This window comes from Candidatus Woesearchaeota archaeon (genome assembly GCA_016180285.1).
GTDB lineage: Archaea > Nanobdellota > Nanobdellia > Woesearchaeales > JACPBO01 > JACPBO01.
Map to the genome: position 1 here is coordinate 26682 of JACPBO010000009.1, position 25465 is coordinate 52146.

Here is a 25465-nt window from a genome sequence, read left to right on the forward strand (position 1 = left end):
AATGGTAAAATGTCCCCATATATAAATCATATAGAAGCTGAAACTACTTTATTGAGTGGCCTGCATATTCAAATTCGAGCTCAGAATTAACCAGCCTTCTCAGTGTTTCCTTTAAATCCTTGATTTTTACCCTTATCTGCTTTGTGTCATCCCTGTTTCTCAGCGTGACATCGTGGTTTTTCAGGCTGTCAAAATCAACTGTTATGCAGTACGGAGTTCCTGATTCGTCCTGCCTGGCATACCTTCTTCCTATGCTGCCTGATTCATCATAGAAACAGCTGAATTCCCTGTTTAAATCATTCAGAATTTCTTTTGCTTTTTTGTCAAGGCCTTCTTTTTTGATTAATGGGAAAATGCCTGCTTTTATCGGAGCCAATTTTGGATGCAGCTTCAAAACAACATTTTCTCTCTTTTTATCATACTCATATGCGTCAAACATAAATGCCAATAAGGCGCGGTCAACTCCCTGCGAGGGCTCGGATGCAACAGACGGGATGACTTTCTGTTTTGTTGCTTCATCGAAAACGCCCAAATCCTTTTTTGAGAATTTCATGTGCTGCTTCAGGTCAAACTGCTTTCTGTCAGCGTTTCCGTGAATTTCTTTCCAGCCGAATGGGAATTTATACTCAATGTCGAAGCAAGCGCCGGCATAATGCGCCAGCTCTTCTTCTTTGTGCTCCCTTAACCTTAAATTTTCTTTTTTAATGCCTAAGTCTGTGAACCATTTGTAGAAGGATGCTAACCAATAAGCATGCCATTTGTTTGCAAGATTATTTTCAGCCAGCTCTTTTATTGTTGTTTCCTTGTGTTTTCCGTCTTTTTTCTGGGCATCTGCTGTTAAAACATTTATTTTCATGCCGCTTATTTCATCAAAAAATAAACATTCGTCTGTTTTATCAGGATGAGTGAAGAATTCAATCTCCATCTGCTCGAATTCCCTGCTTCTGAACAAAAAGTCTCTTGGAGAGATTTCATTTCTGAATGCCTTTCCCATCTGAGCTATTCCGAAAGGCAGCTTTGCCCTTGCGTTTTCCTGCACAAGCTTGAAATTTGCGAATATTAACTGCGCTGTTTCAGGCCTTAAATAAGCAAGAGAATTTGCGCTTTCAACAGGGCCGATGTTTGTCCTGAACATCAGGTTGAACTGCTTTGCATTCTCGAATTCGCCATGGCAGTTCGGGCAGCCTATATTGTTATCTTTTATTAGTTTATCAATGTCTGTGGCTGACAATCCTTCTGCGGCGATGTTGAGAAGATCTGCAACCAATGAATCGCCTCTTATTCTTGCATGGCATTTCTTGCATTCGACTAAGATATCTGTAAAGCAGTCAGCGTGGCCAGATGCCTGCCATACTTTCGCGCTTGTTATTATTGCGCCGTCAATGCCGAAAACATCTTCTCTTTGCTGGACAAACCTTTTCCACCATTCTCTTTTTATATTTTCTTTTAATTCAACTCCCAAATGGCCATAATCCCAGAATCCAGCCATTCCGCCGTAGATTTCAGCATCAGGATAGACAAAGCCTTTCCTCTTGCAGAATGTTGCCATGTCAGCGATTGTCAATGCCATGGCATCTGAAAAACAGCAGGGGTATTTAAAATTTGCTTTATTTTTGCTTTGTTGTTAATTTATTTATCAAAAAGGATAATTTAGACAAAATAAAAAGAAGGGGACATACTCATTCTCCTATTTCTTTTGCTCTTTTCTAGATGGATTTTATGTATTTTATGGGCAATGAACCTATTGCCGCTTTTATAAACACATAAATATAATCTCTGTCTGTCATTAATTTTTATGCCATAACTTTTTGCCATACTCTTTAATTTGAATTTGGTTTAATGAATATGCTATAGTGCCCCATCACCCCAAGTGGTCTTCCGCCTCTTGTTTCTAGCTCCGTATATTTTATATTATTCACTTCTCGACCATATGTTATTATAAATGGCGTGTCTTTTATTGTTGTTTTTCCTTGAAATAAAATTTTCATCTCGTTGTTTATCATATTCTCTAAAAACTTTAAAGCCTCCTCTCCATTATTTACTGAAGATTCTTTCTGCTTCCATGCCATAAATCCATCGGCAACAATGTCCCAATAAAGAGCGACTATTTCTACCTTACATAGACCATATTTTTCTATTTTCTCAAAATCTTCTTTAGTAGCTGGTCTTCCTTCTGTAAACGGTTTGTATAGGTCTCCATCAGACTTTGTTATTTCTTCAAGGCGGGTAGCCCATCTTTCTTTATACTCTTTCCCTTTGCTTAAATCATCTATAGTTTCTACAACTTTTCGAATTATCATTCTTATTACCTCCACAAATTTATTTTATTTACTATGTAGTTATAACTAACCTTTTATATCTAATTTTACCCTGCATATGCAGGAAGAATAGCAAAATTTAAATAGAAGGCATGCTTTAACTTCATTATGTGGGTAGCGAAATTCAAAATCTGGCACAAGAATTGTTTAATCAGGCCAAGATGCGTAAAGTATAAAGTAACGGACTTTGTTTATTTAATAAATTCATGGACAGAAAAAAACAAATTTTACTATACAGAGCTTCATATTCTGCAGGGCAAAGAAGAAAACAAGAAAAAATTCATCAGGGACTTAAAAAAAGAAGAATCAATAAAAAAACTAGAGCAAGAGGGAAATCACATCTTCACCCTTAATGAAGAACCTGCTGAAAAACAATATTTTTCTCCTGTTTTCGATCCAAAAATAATTCAGGTTAAGCCAGTTGCGCAAAGAACAGACGGCTATGAAGACTGGGAATTGGCATGTTGGGATAAAGAAACTTTAATGAAGATCATGGATGTTCCTGTTTTTAAAGTCGAATTAAAATTCATACAAAACATAAAACTGGGAGATATCTTCCTTCCGCATATTTACCCAAAACTTTCACCAAAACAAAGAGAGGCAGTTGAACTGGCGGTAAAAGAAGGCTATTACGAATACCCCAGAAAGATTGATTTGGAAACACTAGGGAAGATTTCAAGAGTAAAAAGACAAACATATCAAGAGAATCTTAGACGAGCCGAAAGGAAATTGATACCGTTCTTAATAGAAAGCTCAGCTTAAATTTTTATTCCATTCGCTTTTTGAAATAGAAATATGCTTCAGTTTCATCTCTTCTGCATCTTCTCGTTCATTGATTTTAAATTGTAAAGAATAATCCTCTGAAGAACAACTGACAGCTTTTTGTCATTCCTTGCTTTTGAGCCTTTTGTTGAAAACAAATATTCTTCCAACAATCCCAAGGGAATGTCGGGCATTGGGAATTTCTCAGCCCTTAATAGATGGAATGCTATCAGCCTTGTTGTCCTGCTGTTTCCATCAGTAAAAGGATGAATGTGTTGGAAGGCATTATGGAAATATGACACAAAATCGAGTATTTCCTTTACTGATTTCTTCTTTTTCGCAGCAAATGAATTATATTCCCGCAATAATGCATTTAATTCGGGCTCTATTTTGCCAACAGAAGCAACTTTAAAATCAGGATTGCCTTTTATATAAACAGGAACAGTTCTCAGCTTTCCAGCAATATCTGGCCTGTGCTGCATTGCAAGATAATGATAATTAAGAATAGACTCTTTTGTCAACAGCTTTTCTGAATCTTTAATCATTGCTTGAATTGCTTTTTGGTAGTTTTGGACTTCCTGCACGGTTTCAACGCTTAGCTCTTTGGGAATGATGTGGTCTTTCAGCAGCCTGATTGTATCTGGCAAGGTTATTGGATTTCCCTCTAAATTCAGGCTGTGCTGAATAAACTTTACCTCATATTCTTCTATAATTTCAAGATACCTTTTATTGTTCTTTTTCCTTAATTTTAAAAATTTGCCTAATTCAGATTCGATCTCATCAAGGTATGCTTTTTCAGGGTATTTTGGCTGCATTAATGAGCATCCAAAAAATCCAGCTAAATCCTTGAGAAAGCTATTGTAAGGAATTGTTGCTTCCAATGGCTTCTTAGAAAGCAGTATCAGCAAGCCGCATTTTGAAAGTATTTCCACATATTTTGCAAATGTCCTTGGATTAAGGCTGAAATCCCTGACTGAAAACTTGGGCTTGGCAACAGCTTTGCAGATAAATCCGGCAATCTTTGCGTCCAATATTTCATTATAATTTATTTTATTTGCAATGCAGAATTTAATAATATTAAACAATAAATCGCTCTTTGCCGACCCCATGGCCTGAAAACCCTGTTCGTTCTTTGCAGCAAACCTGTTTTTTTCAAGATCTTGAAGCATCTTGTAGATGTTATGATATTCAGCACCTGACTTTCTGAATGCTGAGGCTATTTCTTGAGGCTTTAAGGCAGTTCCTTTCTCATACATGTATTCAAATACATCATATTTTGTTACCATGCTATTCTTATAATGAGAACTCCTTAATAAACCTTTCTATTTAGCATTAAAAGTTAATAAATATTTGAATTTTAGTGCAAAATAGCACATTTTATGGTCCGCTTGACTTGATTTAGCAATCTATACTCACGGACAAAATCTATTGAGCAATGGTTGTCCGCTCGTAATAAGTAAAAGGCATATTTATTGCTCAAATTTTTGTGCCTTTTACTATATCTGTTTATTTGCCCATCAGCCAATCTTTTTCTTCTTCGTTTAAATCAAGATAATCCGCGATCCTCTCTGCCTCTTTTTTGTTTTTCCTGAATATGACCTGCATATAAGGCAGTGTATCCTTTATGATCTCTTTCTGCGAAGAATGGGTTTTCAATGCGATCTTTTTTGCTATTTCCTTTCTTTTCATATACTTCATTTTAGCGTGCCACAGCTTGAGGATCCTTGTTGTCTGGCAGTATTTTATGAATTCGCTGTTTTTCTGCTTCTTTGAAACAGCAACGCCTGCTCTGCCTCTTAAAACATCTGCTTTGCTCAGCATATCATAAGCATTTGCCAAGTCTTCAGGATCAGTGTATTCTTTCGGAAGGTTTTCGTCAACCCAAAGGAAGCATTTGTCAATGTCCTCGTCAACATTTTCAAAAGCTGCTACAGCTATATTGGCGTCTTTGATCTTGAACACTTTTACAAGCGCATTAAGTATGGATTCCTGCTTGTTTCTCTCTGCAACATCTTCGACATCTTTTCTGATTAATTCTTTTCTTTCTTCTGCAAGCATCTGGAGATCAGTTATTGCTGCCCTTAAGTCGCCGCCTGCTCTTCTTGCAAGGCTCTTTAAAGCAGGCTCCTCATATTTGATGCCTTCTTCAGAGGCTATTTTTTTGAGAACAGTAAAAACATCTAAAATATCTAATGACTTGAATTGAATAAGCTCTGACTTGCTTCTTAATGAGCTGAACTTGTTGCCCCATGGATCATTTGAAATCAGAATTATTGGGAAGGTTGTTTTTTCAATCAGCTTTATTATTGCCTGTATTCCGCCCCTGTCCTCATTGCCGCTTAATCCGTCAATCTCATCAATAAGGATGATTTTGCCTTTTGAGAATAAGCTCATCTGATGCACTGCATTGCCGACTTTAAGGTTGATCTGCTCTTCATTCCTGAAATCAGAGGCGCTTGTCTCGACAATTTCAAGGCCCAGCTCATTTGCAATCGCATAAGCAGCAGCTGTTTTTCCGCTTCCTGCAGGGCCGTAGATGATTGCGGCCCTCTTCTTCTTATTTTTGAAATTAAAGGCAAAGTCCTTCAGCTGCTTTAAAGCTGCATCCTGGCCGTGAACATCTGAAACTTTCTTCGGCAGATATTTATTCACCCACAAATCTTCCATAAGGGAAGTAATGGCTGTTTGTTTATTAAGTTTTTTATAGTGGAATATCTAAAATGCAAAACAATAAAGCATATAAACCGCCGGATAATAACAAAGCCTGATGAAAACAATAGATGTCAAATTCAAAAAAATTGAGATCTGCAATTATTCGCCAAGGGAAAATACAATGGACATCAAGATAACAGTAGACAATAACGGTCAGGAGAAGCAGTTTTTGAAAAAGGACAAAATAGGCAATCCGGGTGATCTTGCGCTTTACATCCTGTCGCATATAAAGAAGTCGATCAAGGAGAAGAGCCTTGACAGCGAGGAAGGGCCTCTTGGAGGAATAGTTGTTGTAAGGCTGAATGACGAGGAGATCATAGACAAGATGACTAAATTCTTATCGGGAGTAAAAGACAGGATAAACCACATATTTCAGGATGGCTGAGAAGATAAACGGATTGGCTATGAATTTTTGAATTTCAGATAATTTCCTGTTTTTTTCAAAATCTTTAAAAACAGCAGATTAAATTCTATTGTTATGGAACTGCCGCAGAACTATAGCTTCAAGGAAGCTGAAAAGAAGTGGAATGAGCACTGGGAGAAAGAAGGCATTTACAAGTTTGACCCAGATGATGAAAAGAGAGAGATCTATTCAATTGACACTCCGCCTCCTACAGTCAGCGGCAAGATGCATTTAGGGCATGCTTTCAGTTATTCCCAGCAGGATTTTGTTGCAAGATTCCAGAGAATGCTTGGAAAGAATATTTTCTATCCTTTCGGAACAGATGACAATGGGCTGGCAACTGAAAGGCTGATTGAAAGCTTAAAAAATGTAAAAGCATCGCAGATGGACAGGAAGGCATTTGCAAAGATTTGCCTTGAAACATTGGAGAAGGAGCTTAGGCCAGCGTATATTTCAGACTGGAAAAGAATGGGCATGAGCTGCGACTGGAGCATCTATTATACTACAATAAACGAACACTGCAAAAGAATCTCACAGCGGTCTTTTGTTGAGCTTTATAGAATGGGTCGCATCTATAGGAAAAGAGCCCCTTTTGTTTGGTGCCCTGAATGCCAGACAGCAATTGCGCAAGTTGAAATGAAAGACAGCGAAAGAGAAAGCAAAATGGTTTACATGAAGTTTGACACAAACAAAAATGCGCAGATTATTATTGCAACTACAAGGCCAGAGCTATTGCCGGCATGCGTCGCTATACACATACATCCTGATGACAAAAGATACAAGCACCTGATCGGGGCAAAAGTAAAAGTACCCTTTTCTGGCAGGGAAGTAGCAATAACTACGAACAAAGATGTTGACATGGAGTTTGGCTCAGGAATTGTATATCATTGCACATACGGCGACATGGATGACGTTAAATGGCTTGATGAGCTGAAAATCCCCCCGATTGAAATCCTCAACAAAGACGGAACCTTGAATGAGAAAGCCGGCCGCTTTAAGGGGCTTCACGTAAAAAAAGCAAGAGATGCTGTTATAAAGGCGCTGGAAGAAGAAGGAAGAATCGCAAAAATAGAGCCGATAAGGCATGTTGTAAATGTTCATGAAAGATGCGGCACAGATATCGAAATTCTTAATACAGACCAGTGGTACATAAAATATCTTGACCTGAAAGAAGATTTTATCGGCTACGGAAAAAAGATGGCGTGGCATCCTGAGCATATGCGTGTAAGATATGACAACTGGATCAATGGCCTGAAATGGGACTGGAACATCTCAAGGCAGAGGCATTTTGGAGTGCCAATCCCTGTCTGGTACTGCAAGAAATGCAGCGAGATTATTGCTGCAGATGAAAGCCAATTGCCTGTTGATCCCCTAGTTGACAATCCGTTAAAAAAGTGCAAATGCGGCTCAAATGAGTTTATTGGCGAGAAAGATGTCCTTGATACATGGGCAACATCATCATTGACGCCAGACATAGCAACAGAGCTTTTTGACAAAAAAATTCAGAAAAAACTGCATCCAATGAGCTTGAGGCCGCAGGCGCATGACATAATCACATTCTGGCTTTTTAACACAGTTGTAAAGAGCTATTTCCATCATAAGAACATTCCATGGCAAGATATAATGATTTCCGGATTCGTGCTTGATCCGCACGGCAAGAAGATGTCAAAAAGCAAGGGAAATGTTGTGGAGCCGCAGTCTGTTGTTGATAAGTATGGCGCTGACTGCCTTAGGTTCTGGGCAGCAGGCTCTAAATTAGGAGAGGATCTTCCTTACCAGGAAAAAGATTTAGTTACAGGCCAGAAATTCATAATAAAATTATGGAATGCATCAAAATTCTGCTTTATTCATCTGGAGAAATATGAGAAAGGCAAAAATATAAAATTGGAGATGATTGACAGGTGGCTGCTGTCTAAATTAAACAGGATCATAAAAAATGCCACACACTCATTCAATGAGTATGAATATTCAAAAACAAAAGCTGAAACAGAAAACTTCTTCTGGCATGTTTTCTGCGATTATTACCTCGAGATTGTAAAGGACAGGCTGTACAATTCAGGAAACTATTCTGAAGAGGCTGTTGAGTCTGGAAGGTATGCTTTATACGCTTCTTTGCTGGCAATATTGAAGCTGATGGCGCCAATAATGCCGTTCATTACAGAGGAAGTCTTTCAGCTGTATTTCGCAAAAAAAGAGAAAGAAAAAAGCATACACATTTCAGAATGGCCCAAGTTTGATGAAAAATCAGTTGATGAAAATGCTGAAAAAATCGGTGAATTAGCCTGTTATGCTGTTGAGGCTGCAAGGCAGGCAAAATCCGAGAAGAAGATCTCATTGAAAGAGCCGGTTAAGAAGATGGTCTTAAGAGGGAAGGTTTCAAAAGAAGATTTCAAAAAGGTTGAGAAAGACATAATTGCCACAACAAAGGCCCAGGAAATAATTTATGAAGAATTGAAGAAGGATTCCAAGGCGGATTTTGAGAATGTGATTGAATTATAGGTGGTTTGGATTTTTACCCTGCTTTCTGTGATAGCTTATGCATTCGCAGCAGATCCCGTGCATTCTTTCTTGTTAACAAAATCTATCATATCTTCTTCCACCTTACGCCTTCAGGAGTGTCCATCAGTTGAATTCCCTTTTTGAGAAGTTCCGCCCTTATTCTGTCTGCTTCTGCCCAGTTCTTGTTTTTTCTTGCAGTTTCCCTTTCATCTATCAGTTTTTTAACTGCAGAAGGCAGCGCTTCCTCTTTTTCTTCCATGATTCCCAGAACTTTGTCAGCTGAAAAAATGAAATCAAGGGCATCTTTTGCATCTTTTTCGCTTATTTCCCTGTTTGCCAGCAAAATATTTATCTCTCTCATGAAATCAAAAAGAGAAGCCAATGCAACTGAAATGTTCAAGTCATCGTCCATTGCAGACTCGAACTCTGTTTTCGCTCTTTTTATCAGATTCTTTGCCTTTTTGCTACTTTCTTTTTTTACCTCTTTATGATCTTTTAAGCTCAAAACAAAATCCCTGAATTTTTCAACTGTTGATTCTGCTGCCTTTAATTCGTCAAATGTAAAATTAAGCTGCTGCCTGTAATGATTGGAAATGAGCAAATACCTTATTGCCTTCGGCTTATAGCCTTTGCTTATGACATCTCTCAAAGTGTAGAAATTCCCCAATGATTTTGACATCTTTTTTCCTTCTACAAGAAGCCACTCATTATGGAGCCAGTAATTCACGAATTTTTTTCCTGTTGAACCTTCGCTCTGCGCGATCTCATTCTGGTGATGGGGGAAGACAAGATCAATGCCGCCGGTATGGATATCAAAAGTTTTTCCCAAATATTTCATTGACATTGCCGAGCATTCCAGATGCCAGCCCGGCCTTCCTTTTCCAAGCTCTGTCTGCCAGTAAACATTTCCGTCATGCTCGTCCCATGCTTTCCACAGGACAAAATCAGATGCCTCTTCTTTTGCATATTCATCCTGCTTGACTCTTGCTCCGGCTTTTAATTCCTCCACCTTGATATGCGCAAACTTTCCGTAATCCTTGAATGTTGAAATGTCATAATAGACTGATCCGTCTTCGCCTTTGTAAGCATGGCCTTTTTTCAGCAATGCCTTGACTAGCTCAACCATTTCCCTTATGTGCTTTGTGGCTTCAGGATAGTATTCTGCCTTTTCAATGTTTAATGTTTCGAGATCTTCAAAAAATATTTTCTTGTATTTTACTGTGAATTCGTCCAATGTTGTGCCTTCTTTCTGGCTGCCCTTTATTGTTTTATCATCAACGTCTGTGAAATTCATTACCTGCTTTACTCTGAAGCCTTTGTACTCAAAATACCTTCTTAATATGTCTGCGGTAAGAAAAGCCCTGAAATTTCCGATATGGCCGTAATCATAGACGGTCAAACCGCAACTATAAATTCCAACTTCTTTCTTGCTTATGGGCCTGAATATCTCTTTTTTCCTTGTTGATGTGTTGAAAAGCTTCAATGGCATTTTAACCAGTCCTTCCTGAGTATGCTGTGGATATAATAATCATGGTACTTTCCTCCTACAAAAATATCTTCCTTTAATAAAGCTTCCTCTTTGCAGCCAACTTTTTCAATAACTTTTTTTGATGCCTTGTTTTCTTTTGCGCAATTTATGCAGATTTTGTGGAATTTTATCTTTCTGAAACCAAGATCCAGCAACAGCTTTACCGCTTCTGTTGTGTAACCCTTATTTCTAAAATGTTTTCCAATAACATAGCCTATTTCCGTATTATTATTTATCTTATTTATTCTAACAAAAGAAACAGTGCCCATTAATTCTTTTGTTTCCTTGCTGATTATTCCAAAAACAATTTCACTTCTATTTTTTCTTCTTGCGCTCGTTCTTTTCATGAATGCCAGAGCATCTTTTAACCTGTAAGGATAGGGTACACGGGTAAATCTGTGGATTGATCTGTCATGGCACAGCTTAACCAGCTGTTTTGCATCTGATTTTTTTAATGGCCTTAAATAAATCCTCTTCCCCATCATTTTTTTAGGCAGCATTTTTCTTCTTGCAGACAAACATACAATGATCTCTCTCAAACGGATCTAGAACCCGGTAATCAACAACAATTAGGCTGTTTTCAAGCTCCCTTCTGACAGCAGAGAATATTTCTTTCGGGCTTCTTGTCACGTCAATTGACCTGGATTTCACAGCTATTATAGCATATCCCGTGCTTTTCAGAAACAGATTAATGTTTTTCAGGAATATCTCTACCTGGTTTTTCTGGGCAACATCCTGGTAGATGATGTCCGCTGACGGAATAAAAGAATAATATTCTTCCGGCTTGTTTGCATCTGCCAATAACGGAATTATGTTTTTTCTCTGCTCCACCAAAAACATCAGGTCCCGCATTACCCTTGGAGCAAAGTCTATTGCAAAAATCATTCCTTTGCTGCAGATATCAGAAACATGCGAAACAGTTGTTCCGGTTGCGCTGCCAAGGTAGAGGACTTTTGAATCTTCCTTGAAGCCGAGCTGGTCAATGCCCTTGACCAATGCAGCAGCCAGCTTGCTCCTTCTTATATCCCATTCCCTGTATTCAATATCGTTTTCTGCAACAAGCCTTTCGCCATAAACCTGCTTTCCCGGGGTGAGATTTTTAGTGTAGAATGTTTTTCTGTTATCTGTTTCTTCAAAAAATATTCCCGGGAATTTTGTTGGTTTCATTTAAACTTCTCCTCCAACTCTTTCCTTAATTTGTCTCCCATAAACTTCCCTTTGAAGTAATCAAGCTTTGCTGCCAATGAGATCTTGTCAGCCAATGCCCTTGCTATTTTGCCGTGCATTGATCTCCTGCCTTTTGCAATCAAAGGATGCTCGTGCAATACCCCATATTTCGGAGGCAGCGCTTTCTTGTTTCTCAAATGCCTGAACAATGCCTTTTCAGCCCCCAATAACTGCAATGTGGAAGAAGGCATTTCAGCAAGCCTCTGCAGAGAGCCTGCATGCCCGACTAACTGCGCTCCGATAAATGAGCCAGCTATTTCTGTGACATTAGGCATTGCCTTTTTCATTATCTTTTCAAGGTATTCTTCTTGCTTGTTTTTCAAGTCATAAATATTTTCAAGCTCTTTTGCCAGATTAAACATGGCATCCAGATCCTCTTTCTCAAAATCAGCCCCCATTGTTATTTTGACTTTTATTTCGCCCAGCAGCTCTTTTTTATTTTTCTTTAAGATAGCTTCAATGAATTTCTGGTGGTCCTCAACTGAGCGCGAGAATTCAGGAGCATGCAGCTCATACCATTCCCTTAACCTTTTCACCAAAGTGCTTATTGCCTTTTCAATCTCTGAAATGCTGCTTACTGCCTGGATTATGAGGAGATCGCTTGTCACAGAATCTTTTATTTTTTCTTTCGTTTTATTGATGCAGGTCTCCCTTATCTTCTCAAAATAATTGTTTTTCATTAAAAATTCCGATACTGCCTCTAATTTTCTGATGTCCTGCGTCAGAATAACGTTGGGCATCTTTTCTTTTTTTAATCCAAGAAAGAATATCTTGTTTTTAGAATATTTTTTAATTAAGCTTTTTTCTTCATCCCGCCATTCATTAAAGTCGATATTTTTAATGTCATTGAACTCCAGCTTATCAATTAGCCTGAAGCTCTGGTCAAATGCAAATGTTCCGATGCAGCTTGTGTAAATGATGGTTTCCATATTGCTCTGGAATAGAGGCTTGTTTTTAAATATTGTCATTAAAATTTGGAAAAAGCTTATACGGAACATAAAAGCCCTAGCCACCCGAAAATTTTATAAATGCCCGCTGTACTTTATCATAAAATGTCTTTTCCTATAACAGAAGGGCTTACAGAAGGTATAGAACCCGCGCTAGGACAACTTGCACGCCCTTGCACTATTGATAGAATTCTAGCAACGCCGCCATTAAAGGATAGAATGTGGAAGAGAAGCCTAAACCAAAAATTTGATTTGAATGAAGAAAAACAAAAAGATGAAGAAAAAGTTATAGAAGAAAAAAGAATGGAGTACGCTAGACTTTCTCTGCCAGGAATTGTTAAAAGAGTTGTAGAATTTGACCCAACTTCTTCTGAGAGCATTAAACACATTTGCGGTAATGATTATTCTAACTTTGTAGTGGCCCAATTTAAGTTTAAATATTTAGTTTCTGTTTTAGAAGGGCTAAGAGAATTAGGTTCTAGCGCGCCTAACTCGGCAAGAAGAGGTCTTTTCAGCAGAGAAAGAAGAAATACATTCTTAGAAGGCTTTAAATCTAATTTTGATTTCAAACAAGTAGCTTATGACGCAGTTTTTAGCCGGTTATCTGCAAGAAAATTTGCAAAAGATTACGCTAGTGAATCTGCAAGAGGAATAGAAGAAAGAGCTATGGAGATGAGCCCAGAATTTATAAAAAGAGTTTTATCTATGAAGGATACCACATTAGAAAAAGTAGTGAGAAGTGAATTAAAAAGAAAAAAGTATGCTCATAAAGGAGAAGAATTTTATCAATACTTTCAAAAATTCCCTGATTCTTACATTATCCCTTCTTTTGGGTTTTTTGAGAGTATAAGAGACATACTGACACAACTTGATGGAGTCTATCTTGTTCACAAATTCTTGTCAAGTGGATTAGGAGCAGAAAGAGAAAGATTAAATGAAAAAGCTAATCCTTATGTAATACTTATAGAAATTTCTACTCCAGCAGCAAAGTACAAATTAGTTAAGAAATTTAATTTTTTTGATGAGGAAACAATTATTGAGGCGGATGTAGATAGTTTGCCTTATGAACAATTTTGCACGAAAATGTCAAAGCAAGGAAAGCATGTTAATCATTATAATATCCATTATGATAAAAACGGTAAAAAGATATCACCTAATGCTGTGGTTACAGAGTATGTTTATGAAAGATTAAAAAAAGCAGGTTTAAGGATAGATCATCCTAACACGGAGGGTAGTGTCCTTAGTATGCACATAAAGGGAAGGGTACCTAGCTATTTATATTATAGTTCTGGAAGTGATAATGCAGGTTTTTTCTATGCAACATATGGAAATAGGCTTAGCAGAAAAAATTTAGCATATGCTTTACATCAATTTGCAATTGTAATGCCTGTGCTTGGAGAAGCGTTAGACAAACATAAAAGCCTGCTGAAGAGAGCAGCAGTAAAACAGATGGAAGCTAAGTAAGGATATTAAATTTTAGCCATCAGAACGGATTCTTAAATTGAGGATGTTAAAAAATAAATCTTACAAAAGAGCAGATAAATGCTGGTCAAAATCAAAAACTATAAAAACAACATAAAATAAATAATTGCCATGATATTAATCTATATGACCTGCAGGGATGAAGAAGAAGCAAGAAAGATCTCCATGCACCTGGTCAAGAACAGGCTTGCAGCATGCACGAATATGTTTCCGATCAGAAGCATGTACTGGTGGAAAGATAAGATAGAAGAAACAGAAGAATATGCTGTAATAGCAAAAACAATAGATGAAAATTATGAGAAAATAAAGAAAGAGATCAAAAAGATCCATTCCTATGAAGTGCCGTGCATTATGAAGATTAATGCAGACGTCAATGAGGAGTACGGAAATTGGATCAAAAAAGAGACGAAAGTATAAACTTCTTACCGGCGAAGTTCATATTTCGCTGAATCCAGAAAAGCAACAAGAGATTTTACGATTTTACGATTTTATAATAGAAATATTTAAATATTAGTAATAAATTACTCCCAAGTATGGCGACTAAAGTAATGAAGAAAAATAAAAAGTCTGATAGCTGTTGCTGTTAGTTCTCGCATCGTCTGTTACTCTTGCGTTTTTATGTTCTATTGTTTTAAATCTTTAATGAAATTTTAATTATGGCTGCTAAACTACCCTTTGATCAAGAAAAAAAAGATCAATAATATTGAGGACTTGGTATTGAGAGATATTGTAGACGTAGAATTTAAAAATGACATCCAGAACTATTCTATCTGAGATTGGGAACACTCCGTTGGTGGAGATTAAGCATTTAAATCCCTATCGAAATAAGGGAATCTCCATTTATGCCAAATTAGAATACTGTAATCCTGGCGGGTCAGTGAAGGACCGAGCTGTTAAGTACATGGTTTTAGATGCGTTAGAAAAAGGGCAGTTGAGGAACAGGGTTTTGCTAGATGCGACGTCTGGCAACACAGGCATTGCGGAAGCCATGTTAGCGCACCATTTTGGGCTAGAGGCTCTAATCGTAATGCCTGAAAATGCAACTAAAGAACGGCGAGATGTTATTCAAAAGTATGGCGCGCTGGTTGAGTTAACTCCTGCTGCAAAAGGCTCGAATGGCGCTATAGAACGAGCGCAGGAAATTTACCGGCAAAATCCTCAGAAGTACTTTTATGCGGACCAATACAATAATCCTAATAATATTCGAGCGCATCAAGAGACCACGGGACCCGAAATCTGGCAACAAACTGCAGGAAAAGTAACGCATTTTGTCGCTTGTGTGGGAACATCTGGAACCGCTACTGGAACCGGATACGCGTTGAAAGAGTTTAATCACCGAACTAAGGTTTATGAAGTTCAGCCTAATGATGAGCTACATGGCATTGATGGCTTAAAGTACATGGGCGGCAATACGATTATTCCGAGCTTGTATGATGAGTGCTTTTTTGATGGATTTTTTGGGGTTAGAACCGAGGATGCGCTGGATTTGGCTAATCTAATTCATTCTGAGGAGGGATATTTTGTGGGGCCTTCTTCGGGAGCTGCGCTGAAGGGAGCCCTGCATTTAGCAAAACAATTAAATGATATAAAATGTTCTGACGCTGCGATTGTCACTATTTTTCCTGATGGAGGGGAGCGGTATTTAAGTACGCACTTTCTAAATCAAAAATCATAAATCTCTTGCGCGCTTTATCACATTCGATTTTATAAAAAAGTAAAAAAATTAGCAATTTCAATTTCACAAACTTTATAAAAGAGTGCTTTATCCGAAAGCCATGCCGCATCATATCGCAAGATCAGAAGCTCAGCAGGATACCTGCCTTTACTGCGGCTCTAGCTTAAAAGATAAAATCTGGGATTCTGAATTCAAAGGCCATCTGCATTACAAAACCCTGATCTGCAGCTGCGGAAGAAAAGCGCATATCAGGATGAATTTCAAGGGATCAGGTCATGATTCGTGGAACAACGGCAAAGTGGGCGGGGTAATAAGCGGAAACGGAAATAAAGTGAACAAGACAATAGAGCATAGGATGATGGCTTAATAGATTGTTGTTCCAATGAATTCTTTTTCATTCAATATTTTTTTCAAATTATCAAGATCTTTTCCATTGGCGATCATAACCTTTATCTTCAGTTTTTCAGCTTCTTTTGAAGCAATAGGATCAAACGGGGCATTCAACCTGGGAGTCCATTTATCGCCGACAATCTTTCTATAAGCCTTCCATTTGATCTCTTTTATCGGCTTTGCATCCTGGAATTTGCTTGGATCCTTGTCATAAACATAGTCTATATTTGTCAGATTAATTACTGTTTTTGACCCAAAATTTTTTGCAAGCAACACGCTGTCATAATCAGAGCTCCAGCCTGGCTTCCAGCCCGATGCAACAATTATTTTCTTGCCTGTTTTTATTTTTTCAGTCGGATTGTTGACAACTTTTTCATAAGCATGATTGGAGAAGATGCACCTTACAAGCTCTGCATTTAATTTTGTGCAGGCTATGCCGAGCCAGTCGAGATCATCATCTTTTATGCTGCCTATTTCTCTTGCTGCAGCATTGTAGTTCTTATTGATGCCTCCGCCGCCGCATACAATTATTAATTTATTATTTTTTTTGATAAAATCAAGAACAATAGCTTTAAAATTTTTTAAAAAATTAACATCTATGCTGTCCGGAATTATCAACGATCCGCCCAATGAGATAATTGTTGTTTTCATTTCAACTCCCAATTCCGATAAAGCTTACGCCTAATATGATCAGGCCAATGCCGATCCACCTGAGCAAGGTCATTTTTTCCTTTAAAAATTTTATTGACAGCAAGCTGACCCAAACATAGCTGAGCGATACAAAAGGATAGAGCACAGACAGTTCGCCGCCTTTTAATGCAGGAATAAATGCAACTGTTCCAAGGCCATACAGCATAACTCCTGCGATGAATTTCCAATTCAGGAATGATCTTATGCCAGAGACTTTTGAAGCCTTTTTCCAGAGTATTGGGGCGAATGCTGCAATAACTGTGCCCAATACTACCAGCCCAATTGCCCATAACTGCGTGGTCATTTTACATTTCCTCCCGATTTAAAATTAATGAAGCAAATTCCAGACAATATTGATAAAACGCCGAGCCATCTGAATAAATTCATGGCCTCATTAAAAAAATAGGCGGATAATAAGCTGACGAAAACATAGCTGGTTGCGATTATTGGATAAAGAACAGAAACGTCTCCCCCTTTAAAGGCAATGATCATCAGAATAGCTGCAATGCCGTATACCAGCAGGCCGCCCACCAATATATAGTTGGTTATTACCGAATAAAAACTGAATGAATCTATTTTATCAACGCCCAATTTATAGAGTATCTGGGCAACTGATGTAAGAATTGTAACGATGAACATTAAGATGATCGCCCATGCTTTTGTTGCCATCAAGCACCTTTAAGAGTTTTAATTTATTGGATGAATATTCATTTAGTCCTTCAGCAATGTTTCAACTATTACAGCATATGCAGGCCTTGTTATAAAGACGCCGATTGAAACTGCAAGTATTGTTGTTAATGCAAAGCCCCTCAACAATCCAGCTCCTGCAAAATACAAAGGAGCCATCGCAGCGATCAATGTCAGATAAGACCCAATTATTATGAAAAATGCATTTTTTATTCTTTTCTTCCAGTCATAAGCAGCCTCTGCCTTTTCTCCTTTAAGTATCTCATCTGTTATGACAATCTGGTCATCAACACCAGTTCCAACAGAGACAATTATGGCAGCAATAGCGGCAAGGTCAATATTCCACCCAATCACTGCTGCAAGGCCAAGCACAAGTAAAATTTCAACAAGGCAGGTAAACATTATTGGCAATGCAATGAACAGTTTTCTGTAAGCAATGACGAGTACAACAACAACAGCCAAGACAGCAATTAAGCCCATGAAAAGCGCATTTTTCAGGAATTCTTCCCCTAAAATCGGAGAGATATTGTCAGTTTTTACAATTTCAAGCTTTGCAGGCAGGCTTCCTGTTACGAGTATTGTCTGCAGCCTTTTCATGTTCTGCAGCGCGCTGTTAATCGCTTCCTGCTGCGTTGCGCCAACTCCTGAGCCAGATATTGCAATATCTGTTTCTGCTTTGCCTTTCAGGCCAAGCGCTATATTCAGGCTGTCAACAAGCTTCCCGTCAAGAAATAAATCCAAGGGCTTATCGAGATATTGCTCTCTGGATGACAAGCCGGCATCTGCAACTTTGACTGTAAGATTTCTTGTAAGGTCAGCCTGCCTTTGAGATGCATCCGGGCTTAATGAAATCCTGAACCAAAATCTGCATGCCCATCCTCCTGAAACTTGGCTGCAGCCGGCATTAGGGTCAATGCCTGCGCAATCTGCGCTTCTGCATACGTATGTGATGTCTTTTTTCTCTCCCTTGAAAACAGTGTCATTGCCTATCCTTGCCTCGAACTTTCCCTGCTGCGCTATAAGATTTTTTGCTTCCTCTTCATTTGCCCCTGCAATCTCAACCAGGATGAACTGGCTGCCTGACAAATCTCCAGCTTCCCTCACAACTATGTCGCTCAATCCATAAACATTGAGCCTTTCTTTCATGTTGTCCAGCAATATAGCCATATTATCTGCAGAAAGCTTTTCCTCCGGCTTCAGCAAAACCCTGACACCGCCCTGCAAATCAAGCCCTTTTCTGATATTTGTTGTCGGAGCAGGGTAAACTCTCAATCCGATGCCTTCTACACCGATAATTTTTGTAATTGTTTTTGGAGCTTCAACTATGTAAGTCCTGTTTACTGTTTTGTTTAATGTTGCATTAAAATATTCCTCTGTTACTGTTTTTATCTCAGTCTCATTAAGAATTGTTATACTTAATTTTGGCTTTGTGGTTAATGTGTAAAAATCTTTGTTGGTCCTTAATGCAAATGTTATGTTGTAGCTGAATGCATCAGTTATGCTATAATAATCATCAATAGTTTTTACGGGCACATTGTTTATTGCAAGCACCCTCTCCCTTGTCATCGGGGCAATATTTGGAGATGGGCTTTTTATTCCGGCCATGCTTGCAGAACTGTTCGGAATGACGTTTCTTATTGCAGCACCTTCATTCCACGGGCTGAATCCGATGGCGAATACAGCGGAGATTATAGCGATCAGTAATATTATTACCCTGATGTTCTTTATTAACTTCTTAGGCTTGCCGAGATTCATGTATTGCTCCTTTTTTGCGCTCTTTCCATTCCAGATACCATCTTAGAATTGCTGCGTTTGTTATCCACGTGTTTACAATATCAAATAAAAGCCCTATTGCAAGTATGAGCATTATCTGCCTTATTGTTTCTGAATTCGTGAATATGAAGCCAACAACAACTGCAACAAAAGAAGTCAGGGACATTGTCATGCCGGTTCTCATTGCATCCAAAGTCCTGCTTAAAATGCTTCCTTCTTTACTTTTAAGAACCCTTGTTGTCAGCAGAATGTCAGTGTCAACGCTGTAGCCTATTAACATAAGGAATGCTGCAATGCCTGCTGTTGAAACTTTAATGCCAAGCAGATTTATAACGGCCAGGGGCATAACGATATCTGAAAAAGCAGCCAGTATCACGAATGATGACGGGACAAGGTTTCTGAAATAAAAAAATACAACTATGCCCATCAAAACAAAGGCGAAGACCATCGTCATTATTGTTTCCCTGAAAAAGCTCTGGCCAAGGGAAGAGCCCATTTCTTCAGCAGTATACTGGTCTTTTGACAGCTGGCCTATTTTGTTCTGCAAGGATGAGAGCAGCTCATTTTCATCAACGCCAGATGCTTCTATTATTATTCCAGTCTGCTTTCCGCCGCTTCCAAGGACTCTTACGTTGATTTCTGCTTTGCTGAATGATGACCTTAAATAATTTTCAATCTCTGCTATGCTTACCCGCTTTTCTGAAAATATCGTCAATGACAAGCCGCCTTTTAATGAGATGCCTTTGTTGATGAAGTCGCCTGTTGCCGCTGCCTGATAAACCAGCTGAATGATTGCAGCCAACAGCACAGCGAGCATTATAAATAGCAGAACTTTGTAATTTTTATCGTAAAAGTTTCTTATGTTGTTTTTAATATTATCCTTTAACAATCAACACACCCAAGAGCAAAGAAAAGGCAGTTGTTTTTTAAACTTTCGGTTTTGGAAAAAATGAATTTGAAATATTATTGGAAAAAATCCAGCCAGCCATGACGGCAGACGGTCAAAACTCGCTATGCTCGTTTTGCCCTACGCGACATCCCGTAGGGACAACCCCTGTCGCGTCTGCGTCATGGCTGGATTTTTTCTTGCACACATGAACTTTTGTTTCATAAAGCATATAAAGGGTCGAAAAAGGCTTAAAAACCGAAATATTTAAATATGAACGCTTTCTCTAACCATGAAATAAATCATTTTTAAGAGGTTAAGTGGGTTGATAGCTGTTAAAAAAGGTGATAAAATGGGCGAAAAGCTAGTTTCTGAAATAGTCGGTAGGTCTGCAGTTAAGTTCTCAATGTTTATTCTCGTTGCCGTCTTATTAAGCTTACTTAGCGTGAGCTATGCAAGCGCAAATATTGTTATAAATACCAGCTCATTTTTACCTGGAAATGGCAGCCTTCTGAACTATCAATCAAATATAAATGTGACATTCAGCGTTACAGGAAACGATACAAAATTTAATTGTTCAGTTTTGCTGCAAGGCGCAAATACATCATCATGGACTGCCTGGGGCGTGGTTGGAAGCAATACAACTGGAGACAACAGGACAGTTGCTGCAAATCAAACTCTTACAACTATTAAATTCAATGTAGGCGCAGATGGAGCTTATAACTGGACATTAAACTGCACACACTATTTAACAAATGACCCGTTAGAAACAAATGTTTCTGGAGTCAATATGACATTCACAATTGATACAACTCCGCCGACACTTACTGTAAACTGGACTGGAGGGGCTGTTGATTTGCCATGGAATGGAACTGCTATCACTAATATAATCAATTCATCAAATGCAAACATGATGTTCAACTATACAATTGTTGATAATTCATCAATCCTTAATGGAACAATTGTGGTTGACCAGGCAGCGGGCTTTTTACTGACAAAGAACTTCTCAATAAATAATTTAAACACAATGCTGCAAGTCAATGGCTCTATATCTAATGGGACATCCATAACAACACCTCCTTTAGACCAAAACCTTACTGGAGGAGGCCCGGGAGGAGCTCCACCAGTTTTAACACCCGGACCAAGCGGCGCTCTATTAGGAGCAGAATTCCAAATGTATAATGGCGCCCACAATATCACTTTCGTTTTGACTGATGCTGCAAATAATACGGCATCAAAGAGCTACGCGGTATTATTGACTGCAGCAAATGTAACGCAGATGGAAGCATCGCTGCCATATTTGCTGACAGGAGGAGCTGCAGCGGTTGGCATTATAGAGCTTAAAGTATATATAATTGCCGCGGATGGCGGGTTTGCAAGAGCAAATGGGACAATGAATCCAGCTTCTAATAAATATGTGTGGTCATTTAACAAGTCCGCAGGAGCTTATGCCAGCGCTGTTGAGTTTATGATATGGAACTTCACACTTTCAAATGCAAACATGAGCAATATGAAAAATATGTCATCAAACCATTCTCAGCCTAATGTTCCTCCACCAGGAGGCTCAATGAGCAACAACAGTTACGCAATGCTTAGCATGCTCGGCTTCCTTGAAGACAGCATGTATGAACACGCTGTAATAAACATGAGCATGGCGCAAAGATATTATTATATTAATTTCTCAACAAAAAGCCCGAATATGGCTGCACCAATATATACTGTAGTGGCTCCTTGCAACAGAAGCGTCAGCCCAAAGAACGCGTCGCAGTCTATCCCGACGGACAAGGGATGCTGGATAAATGATACTGAAGGAAGAGCACTACTTTTCCTGGATCACTTTTCAGGCGCAGGCGGAGTAAATGATACAACACCTCCAAACATAACAATGAATGCTCCGACAACAAATGGAACATGGACAAATGACAACACAACAACAATCAACTTTACAATATCTGATCTCGGAGAATCAGGAGACTTTGGTATAAATGATTCTTCTATCAATGTAACGATAACAATAACCATAGCAGGAACCACATATAATTATACCTACAGCAATGCATCTGGAGCAATAAGATGCCAGTCTGCCAATGCAACAGTAGATAACAATATGTCCAGGACATGCTGGTTCACAACAAATGCATCAGTGGATGGAAACTATTCAGTTGCAAATATAACTGCAAGAGACTGGATGGGCAATCTGCAGAATTACACATTCTTCTATTATGTGGATACATTGGCGCCAACAGTAATGCTGGAAACTGCAGGTGAATATGCTTTTGGCAATTATACTGCTGCAGGAACCCTTTCATTCAACTTCACAGCGAATGACACACTTGACAGCGTAATAAACTGCACGCTATTTATGAATGCAACCTCCACAAATCCGACAGTAAACAGCTCAAGGACAAGCGTAAATGGAACACAAGCGAACTTTAATGTTACAATGGTAAATGATGGGCTTTACAGATGGTATCTAAACTGCACCGACAATGCAAGCAATATAGTAACAACAACTGTGGCTAATTTCACAATTGACTCAAAAGTGCCTGTAATAACAATCACCTCGCCGATGAATAACTCATTTACAAACTCTACATCAGTAACAATAACATGGAGTTTTGTTGATCAAGGAAATCACGCTGATAAAGTGAGATGGTATTCCGTATCTCAAGGCGCTGGTGCAGTGTCAAACAACTCAAATGCAACTTTCGGTTTCCCAACATCATACTCTGTTGCATTCACATTGCTAATAGAGGGGCTAAATAACATAACAATAACAGCAAATGATACATTTGGCAACCAGGGCTACAATTACACAAATATCACGCTAGACCAGACTGCGCCAGTTTTGACATTCAACCACACACCGCCATCAATCACACCTGGGCAGAACATTAACTTGAACATATCATGGACAGAATTAAACCCAGACAATATAACCATCTTGGTCAATGGAGTAATATTTAACTTCACTTATTTGTACACCAACACAACTAACTTGAGATTGGCTATAACATCGCTTAATTTTTCCATACCAACAAACGGAACATGGAATGGAACAAATAATGTATGGGCAAGGCTGTGCGATGCAGTTGGCTCTTGCGTGAATACAGGAAACTTCACTGTAGATGTCAATGATTCAATAGTGCCGACAGTAACATACGGCTATCCTACAAAAACATTCGGCAATTTCACAAATGACAACACAACAGCATTGAACTTCAGCATTTATGATGCAGGCGGGCTTAATTTGTCTTTAATAAATGTAACAATAAACGGAGTTGCATATAATTATACAACAAATACCAGCCTTATTGGGGCAGGAGGAGTGTTCTGCTCAGGCTCAACTGGAACAACACTAACAATGTGCAACTTAACAACATATGAGCTTGTAACAGCAACAAATTACTCGGTAAATGTAACAGCACGGGACTTGGCAGGGAACCAAAACAACTCACAAGGAGCATGGATTTTCATTGACACGCTGAATCCAACAAATTCCACATTCCTGCTGAACACTACACTATATGGGCATGTGCTAATAAATTGGACGAATTGCTCAGATGGAAAGTTCAACTCAACTAGAATTGACATATTGAGAGGCACGGCAGATACAAATTCATCATTCTCCACGCTGGCATCAGCTGTCGGAGTGGGCGCATCGTATTACAATGATTCAAGCGCAGTAAACGGAACTAAGTATTATTACAAGGTAAGATGCTATGATGAAGCAGGCAATTACAATGATAGCGCAGTCCAGAATGCAACAGTCAATGACACTCTAAAGCCCGCGCAGGTTACAAATTTAAATGCAAGCGGCTCAGGAGCAACAGCAACTCTGACATGGAGCGTTGTAACAGTTGATGTAAACGGCACGAATGACACTGCGGGATTAAAATACAAGATTTACAGAGGAACAACTGCAACATGCCTGAATGCGACCAATACAACATGCTGGTTAAATGTTGCTAATGTGACAACTGCAACAACAAACTCGACAACAGACAGCGTGACAAGCTCAGCAACATACTTCTATGTTGTAACGGCGATTGATGATAATGGAAATGAAAATGAAACTATTATTACTGGAAACAATGTAACTATTACATTGAATTACACAGCAGCAGCCACTACAACCTCGAGTGGCGGAGATGGCGGAGGTCAGACAACAACTCCGACAAGCTCATCTGCAGTAGCGCAGTCATTCATATTTTCAATAGGCAGCGGAGCAACAAAGACGTTATCAATAACATCAGATGCCCTGGCATTCACAAATGTGCAGATTTCGGTGACAGCAAATGCTGATAATGTTAATATCAAAGTTGAGAAGGTAACAGCAACACCGTCAGCAGTAGGCGCTCCAGCAGGAACTGTGTACCAAAACTTGCAGATTACAAAGACAAATCTGGCAGATACTGCAATAGGAACAGTAAAGATGCAGTTCAGAGTGGAAAAAACATGGCTGACCGAGAAAGGCGTAAAAGACTCTGATGTTGCATTGGCAAGATATGCAGACAATAAATGGAATGACTTGACAACAAAGAAGAAAACAGAGAGCGATAAATATGTTTATTATGAAGCAGACTCGCCCGGATTCAGCTACTTCACTGTTGTAGCAAAGACAGCCGCAGCAGCGCCAGTAACACCTGCGCCAACAACAACGCCAGTAACGCCTACACCTACTCCAACACCGACACCAGAAGTGACGCCCACACCTACACCGGCAGCGCCAGAGGCAGCAGCAGAAGCAGCGCCAAGCAATGCATGGATTGTGTGGACGATAGTGATCGTAATAGTGATTGCAATCATAATCGGCGCTGTGATGATGGGCAAGAAGAAGAAATAGATTTTTATTTCTTTTTTATAATTTTTTTTATTTATTCTGTTTAAGAAGTTATATTTCAATAAATTCTTTCTTTTTAATCTTCCTGTTCCAGAGCTTTAAAAAATCTTCAAATTCGCCTGCACTGTTAATAGGGACCAATACGCCGCCCTTTCCTGTCTTCTCGGAATTTGTGCGTTCCACCAAAGACTTTAATCCTTTGTTAAACATCACCTTTTTTGTTTGGGGGAGATCGCTCAATTCAAATGTATAAAGCGCTTTTCTTGAAATATGCAGTTTTTCATGGATAAACCTGCCTTGCCTTACACTATAGCCCTCAAACAGAATGTGATACGGGAGTTTGCTCTGAAGAAAATCTCCATAAGAGATTATCTGCAAATGCGCATTTTTAATGCTCTTATCAATCTCTGATTTGATTTGGCCTATGATAAGGGGCTTCTTTTCACTTACAACTGCGGCTATATCTATATCTGCGGGCTTTATTTTATCTTTCACAAAAGAACCGAAAATAATGAAGTCGTGAATAAAGCTATATTTTCTTAATAAGCTCTTCAACTTCTTTTCCGGGTTTTTTAAGCAAGACAATTGTTTTGATAGCATTTTTAATCTCCTTGGTGTCTTGTATTGTAAAATCAGTCTTATA

At 38.8% G+C, this 25465-nt stretch carries 22 protein-coding genes; 8 read left to right on the top strand and 14 right to left on the bottom strand.

The window, feature by feature from the left end; genetic code table 11:
• Nucleotides 1-43: 43 nt before the first annotated feature.
• Nucleotides 44-1570 (bottom strand): glycine--tRNA ligase, encoded by a 1527-nt coding sequence (locus tag HYU07_02730; protein ID MBI2129130.1) that lies wholly within the window; start codon nucleotides 1568-1570, stop codon nucleotides 44-46.
• 250 nt (nucleotides 1571-1820) lie between these two features.
• Complete coding sequence (locus HYU07_02735) at nucleotides 1821-2300, bottom strand: hypothetical protein (GenBank protein MBI2129131.1); 480 nt, start codon at nucleotides 2298-2300, stop codon at nucleotides 1821-1823.
• Between the two features lie 126 nt (nucleotides 2301-2426).
• Here HYU07_02735 and HYU07_02740 point away from each other — a divergent pair, with 126 nt between their 5' ends.
• Complete coding sequence (locus tag HYU07_02740; GenBank protein MBI2129132.1) at nucleotides 2427-3080, top strand: helix-turn-helix domain-containing protein; 654 nt, start codon at nucleotides 2427-2429, stop codon at nucleotides 3078-3080.
• A gap of 44 nt (nucleotides 3081-3124) precedes the next feature.
• Here HYU07_02740 and HYU07_02745 read toward each other — a convergent pair whose 3' ends face one another.
• Together HYU07_02745 and HYU07_02750 are read right to left on the bottom strand one after the other, a co-directional pair.
• Entirely contained in the window at nucleotides 3125-4366 is a 1242-nt protein-coding gene (locus HYU07_02745; protein ID MBI2129133.1) for a Fic family protein, read from the bottom strand.
• 220 nt (nucleotides 4367-4586) lie between these two features.
• Nucleotides 4587-5747: a replication factor C large subunit gene (locus HYU07_02750; protein ID MBI2129134.1), complete on the bottom strand. Its 1161-nt coding sequence runs from the start codon at nucleotides 5745-5747 to the stop codon at nucleotides 4587-4589.
• 100 nt (nucleotides 5748-5847) lie between these two features.
• On the opposite strand from HYU07_02750, the gene HYU07_02755 reads away from it, so the two are divergent.
• Both HYU07_02755 and HYU07_02760 read left to right on the top strand, forming a co-directional pair.
• Nucleotides 5848-6177, top strand: coding sequence for a hypothetical protein (locus tag HYU07_02755; GenBank protein ID MBI2129135.1), 330 nt, complete (start codon nucleotides 5848-5850; stop codon nucleotides 6175-6177).
• A gap of 93 nt (nucleotides 6178-6270) precedes the next feature.
• A complete protein-coding gene (locus tag HYU07_02760; protein ID MBI2129136.1) occupies nucleotides 6271-8694 on the top strand; it encodes a valine--tRNA ligase in 2424 nt (807 codons plus the stop codon).
• Nucleotides 8695-8779: 85 nt separating this feature from the next.
• Here the strand turns inward: HYU07_02760 and HYU07_02765 are convergent, their stop codons facing one another.
• Genes HYU07_02765 through HYU07_02780 form a run of 4 tightly spaced genes read right to left on the bottom strand, consistent with a single transcriptional unit; the run spans nucleotide 8780 to nucleotide 12378 of the window.
• Entirely contained in the window at nucleotides 8780-10183 is a 1404-nt protein-coding gene (locus tag HYU07_02765; protein ID MBI2129137.1) for a cysteine--tRNA ligase, read from the bottom strand.
• On the bottom strand, nucleotides 10174-10722 hold the full coding sequence (locus HYU07_02770) for a GNAT family N-acetyltransferase (GenBank protein ID MBI2129138.1): 549 nt from the start codon (nucleotides 10720-10722) through the stop codon (nucleotides 10174-10176). Before HYU07_02770 ends, HYU07_02765 begins: the two co-directional genes overlap by 10 nt.
• Nucleotides 10712-11389: a fibrillarin-like rRNA/tRNA 2'-O-methyltransferase gene (locus tag HYU07_02775; protein MBI2129139.1), complete on the bottom strand. Its 678-nt coding sequence runs from the start codon at nucleotides 11387-11389 to the stop codon at nucleotides 10712-10714. Before HYU07_02775 ends, HYU07_02770 begins: the two co-directional genes overlap by 11 nt.
• Entirely contained in the window at nucleotides 11386-12378 is a 993-nt protein-coding gene (locus tag HYU07_02780; GenBank protein ID MBI2129140.1) for a hypothetical protein, read from the bottom strand. The genes HYU07_02775 and HYU07_02780 overlap by 4 nt, the downstream gene beginning before the upstream one ends.
• A 123-nt stretch (nucleotides 12379-12501) precedes the next feature.
• Here HYU07_02780 and HYU07_02785 point away from each other — a divergent pair, with 123 nt between their 5' ends.
• The 4 genes from HYU07_02785 (at nucleotide 12502) to HYU07_02800 (ending at nucleotide 15920) form a co-directional block, all read left to right on the top strand.
• Nucleotides 12502-13860 carry a hypothetical protein gene (locus tag HYU07_02785; protein ID MBI2129141.1) on the top strand — a complete coding sequence of 453 codons (1359 nt, stop codon included), beginning with the start codon at nucleotides 12502-12504 and terminating at the stop codon, nucleotides 13858-13860.
• Between the two features lie 129 nt (nucleotides 13861-13989).
• Nucleotides 13990-14295: a divalent-cation tolerance protein CutA gene (locus tag HYU07_02790; protein MBI2129142.1), complete on the top strand. Its 306-nt coding sequence runs from the start codon at nucleotides 13990-13992 to the stop codon at nucleotides 14293-14295.
• A gap of 331 nt (nucleotides 14296-14626) precedes the next feature.
• On the top strand, nucleotides 14627-15553 hold the full coding sequence (locus tag HYU07_02795) for a cysteine synthase family protein (GenBank protein ID MBI2129143.1): 927 nt from the start codon (nucleotides 14627-14629) through the stop codon (nucleotides 15551-15553).
• 100 nt (nucleotides 15554-15653) lie between these two features.
• Entirely contained in the window at nucleotides 15654-15920 is a 267-nt protein-coding gene (locus tag HYU07_02800; protein ID MBI2129144.1) for a hypothetical protein, read from the top strand.
• On the opposite strand, the gene HYU07_02805 is transcribed toward HYU07_02800, so the two are convergent.
• From HYU07_02805 to HYU07_02825, 5 genes are read right to left on the bottom strand one after another with little or no spacing between them, the layout of a single operon-like run.
• Nucleotides 15917-16594 (bottom strand): UMP kinase, encoded by a 678-nt coding sequence (locus HYU07_02805; GenBank protein ID MBI2129145.1) that lies wholly within the window; start codon nucleotides 16592-16594, stop codon nucleotides 15917-15919. The genes HYU07_02800 and HYU07_02805 overlap by 4 nt on opposite strands.
• A gap of 1 nt (nucleotide 16595) precedes the next feature.
• Nucleotides 16596-16937, bottom strand: a complete 342-nt coding sequence (locus HYU07_02810) for an EamA family transporter (GenBank protein MBI2129146.1) — start codon at nucleotides 16935-16937, stop codon at nucleotides 16596-16598.
• Nucleotides 16934-17302: an EamA family transporter gene (locus tag HYU07_02815; protein ID MBI2129147.1), complete on the bottom strand. Its 369-nt coding sequence runs from the start codon at nucleotides 17300-17302 to the stop codon at nucleotides 16934-16936. The genes HYU07_02810 and HYU07_02815 overlap by 4 nt, the downstream gene beginning before the upstream one ends.
• 42 nt (nucleotides 17303-17344) lie before the next feature.
• Nucleotides 17345-19075, bottom strand: a complete 1731-nt coding sequence (locus HYU07_02820) for a hypothetical protein (protein MBI2129148.1) — start codon at nucleotides 19073-19075, stop codon at nucleotides 17345-17347.
• Entirely contained in the window at nucleotides 19056-19910 is an 855-nt protein-coding gene (locus tag HYU07_02825; protein ID MBI2129149.1) for a protein translocase subunit SecF, read from the bottom strand. Before HYU07_02825 ends, HYU07_02820 begins: the two co-directional genes overlap by 20 nt.
• A 421-nt stretch (nucleotides 19911-20331) precedes the next feature.
• Between HYU07_02825 and HYU07_02830 the strand changes: the two genes are divergently transcribed.
• On the top strand, nucleotides 20332-24825 hold the full coding sequence (locus HYU07_02830) for a PGF-pre-PGF domain-containing protein (GenBank protein MBI2129150.1): 4494 nt from the start codon (nucleotides 20332-20334) through the stop codon (nucleotides 24823-24825).
• Nucleotides 24826-24873: 48 nt separating this feature from the next.
• On the opposite strand, the gene HYU07_02835 is transcribed toward HYU07_02830, so the two are convergent.
• The gene (locus HYU07_02835; protein ID MBI2129151.1) at nucleotides 24874-25422 is read right to left on the bottom strand and encodes a hypothetical protein; all 549 of its coding nucleotides are present in this window, start codon (nucleotides 25420-25422) and stop codon (nucleotides 24874-24876) included.
• Nucleotides 25423-25465: the final 43 nt, after the last annotated feature.

What these genes read in the sequence shown, in the direction of transcription:
- HYU07_02800 (MBI2129144.1), top strand. Translation starts at nt 15,654, where the DNA reads ATGCCGCATCATATCGCAAGATCAGAAGCTCAGCAGGATACCTGCCTT.
- HYU07_02805 (MBI2129145.1), bottom strand. Translation starts at nt 16,594, where the DNA reads ATGAAAACAACAATTATCTCATTGGGCGGATCGTTGATAATTCCGGAC.
- HYU07_02750 (MBI2129134.1), bottom strand. Translation starts at nt 5,747, where the DNA reads ATGGAAGATTTGTGGGTGAATAAATATCTGCCGAAGAAAGTTTCAGAT.
- HYU07_02825 (MBI2129149.1), bottom strand. Translation starts at nt 19,910, where the DNA reads ATGCTCGCTGTGCTGTTGGCTGCAATCATTCAGCTGGTTTATCAGGCA.
- HYU07_02740 (MBI2129132.1), top strand. Translation starts at nt 2,427, where the DNA reads ATGTGGGTAGCGAAATTCAAAATCTGGCACAAGAATTGTTTAATCAGG.
- HYU07_02775 (MBI2129139.1), bottom strand. Translation starts at nt 11,389, where the DNA reads ATGAAACCAACAAAATTCCCGGGAATATTTTTTGAAGAAACAGATAAC.
- HYU07_02745 (MBI2129133.1), bottom strand. Translation starts at nt 4,366, where the DNA reads ATGGTAACAAAATATGATGTATTTGAATACATGTATGAGAAAGGAACT.
- HYU07_02730 (MBI2129130.1), bottom strand. Translation starts at nt 1,570, where the DNA reads ATGGCATTGACAATCGCTGACATGGCAACATTCTGCAAGAGGAAAGGC.
- HYU07_02770 (MBI2129138.1), bottom strand. Translation starts at nt 10,722, where the DNA reads ATGCTGCCTAAAAAAATGATGGGGAAGAGGATTTATTTAAGGCCATTA.
- HYU07_02810 (MBI2129146.1), bottom strand. Translation starts at nt 16,937, where the DNA reads ATGACCACGCAGTTATGGGCAATTGGGCTGGTAGTATTGGGCACAGTT.
- HYU07_02755 (MBI2129135.1), top strand. Translation starts at nt 5,848, where the DNA reads ATGAAAACAATAGATGTCAAATTCAAAAAAATTGAGATCTGCAATTAT.
- HYU07_02795 (MBI2129143.1), top strand. Translation starts at nt 14,627, where the DNA reads ATGACATCCAGAACTATTCTATCTGAGATTGGGAACACTCCGTTGGTG.
- HYU07_02735 (MBI2129131.1), bottom strand. Translation starts at nt 2,300, where the DNA reads ATGATAATTCGAAAAGTTGTAGAAACTATAGATGATTTAAGCAAAGGG.
- HYU07_02765 (MBI2129137.1), bottom strand. Translation starts at nt 10,183, where the DNA reads ATGCCATTGAAGCTTTTCAACACATCAACAAGGAAAAAAGAGATATTC.
- HYU07_02760 (MBI2129136.1), top strand. Translation starts at nt 6,271, where the DNA reads ATGGAACTGCCGCAGAACTATAGCTTCAAGGAAGCTGAAAAGAAGTGG.
- HYU07_02835 (MBI2129151.1), bottom strand. Translation starts at nt 25,422, where the DNA reads ATGCTATCAAAACAATTGTCTTGCTTAAAAAACCCGGAAAAGAAGTTG.
- HYU07_02815 (MBI2129147.1), bottom strand. Translation starts at nt 17,302, where the DNA reads ATGGCAACAAAAGCATGGGCGATCATCTTAATGTTCATCGTTACAATT.
- HYU07_02785 (MBI2129141.1), top strand. Translation starts at nt 12,502, where the DNA reads ATGTCTTTTCCTATAACAGAAGGGCTTACAGAAGGTATAGAACCCGCG.
- HYU07_02790 (MBI2129142.1), top strand. Translation starts at nt 13,990, where the DNA reads ATGATATTAATCTATATGACCTGCAGGGATGAAGAAGAAGCAAGAAAG.
- HYU07_02820 (MBI2129148.1), bottom strand. Translation starts at nt 19,075, where the DNA reads ATGAATCTCGGCAAGCCTAAGAAGTTAATAAAGAACATCAGGGTAATA.
- HYU07_02780 (MBI2129140.1), bottom strand. Translation starts at nt 12,378, where the DNA reads ATGGAAACCATCATTTACACAAGCTGCATCGGAACATTTGCATTTGAC.
- HYU07_02830 (MBI2129150.1), top strand. Translation starts at nt 20,332, where the DNA reads ATGGGCGAAAAGCTAGTTTCTGAAATAGTCGGTAGGTCTGCAGTTAAG.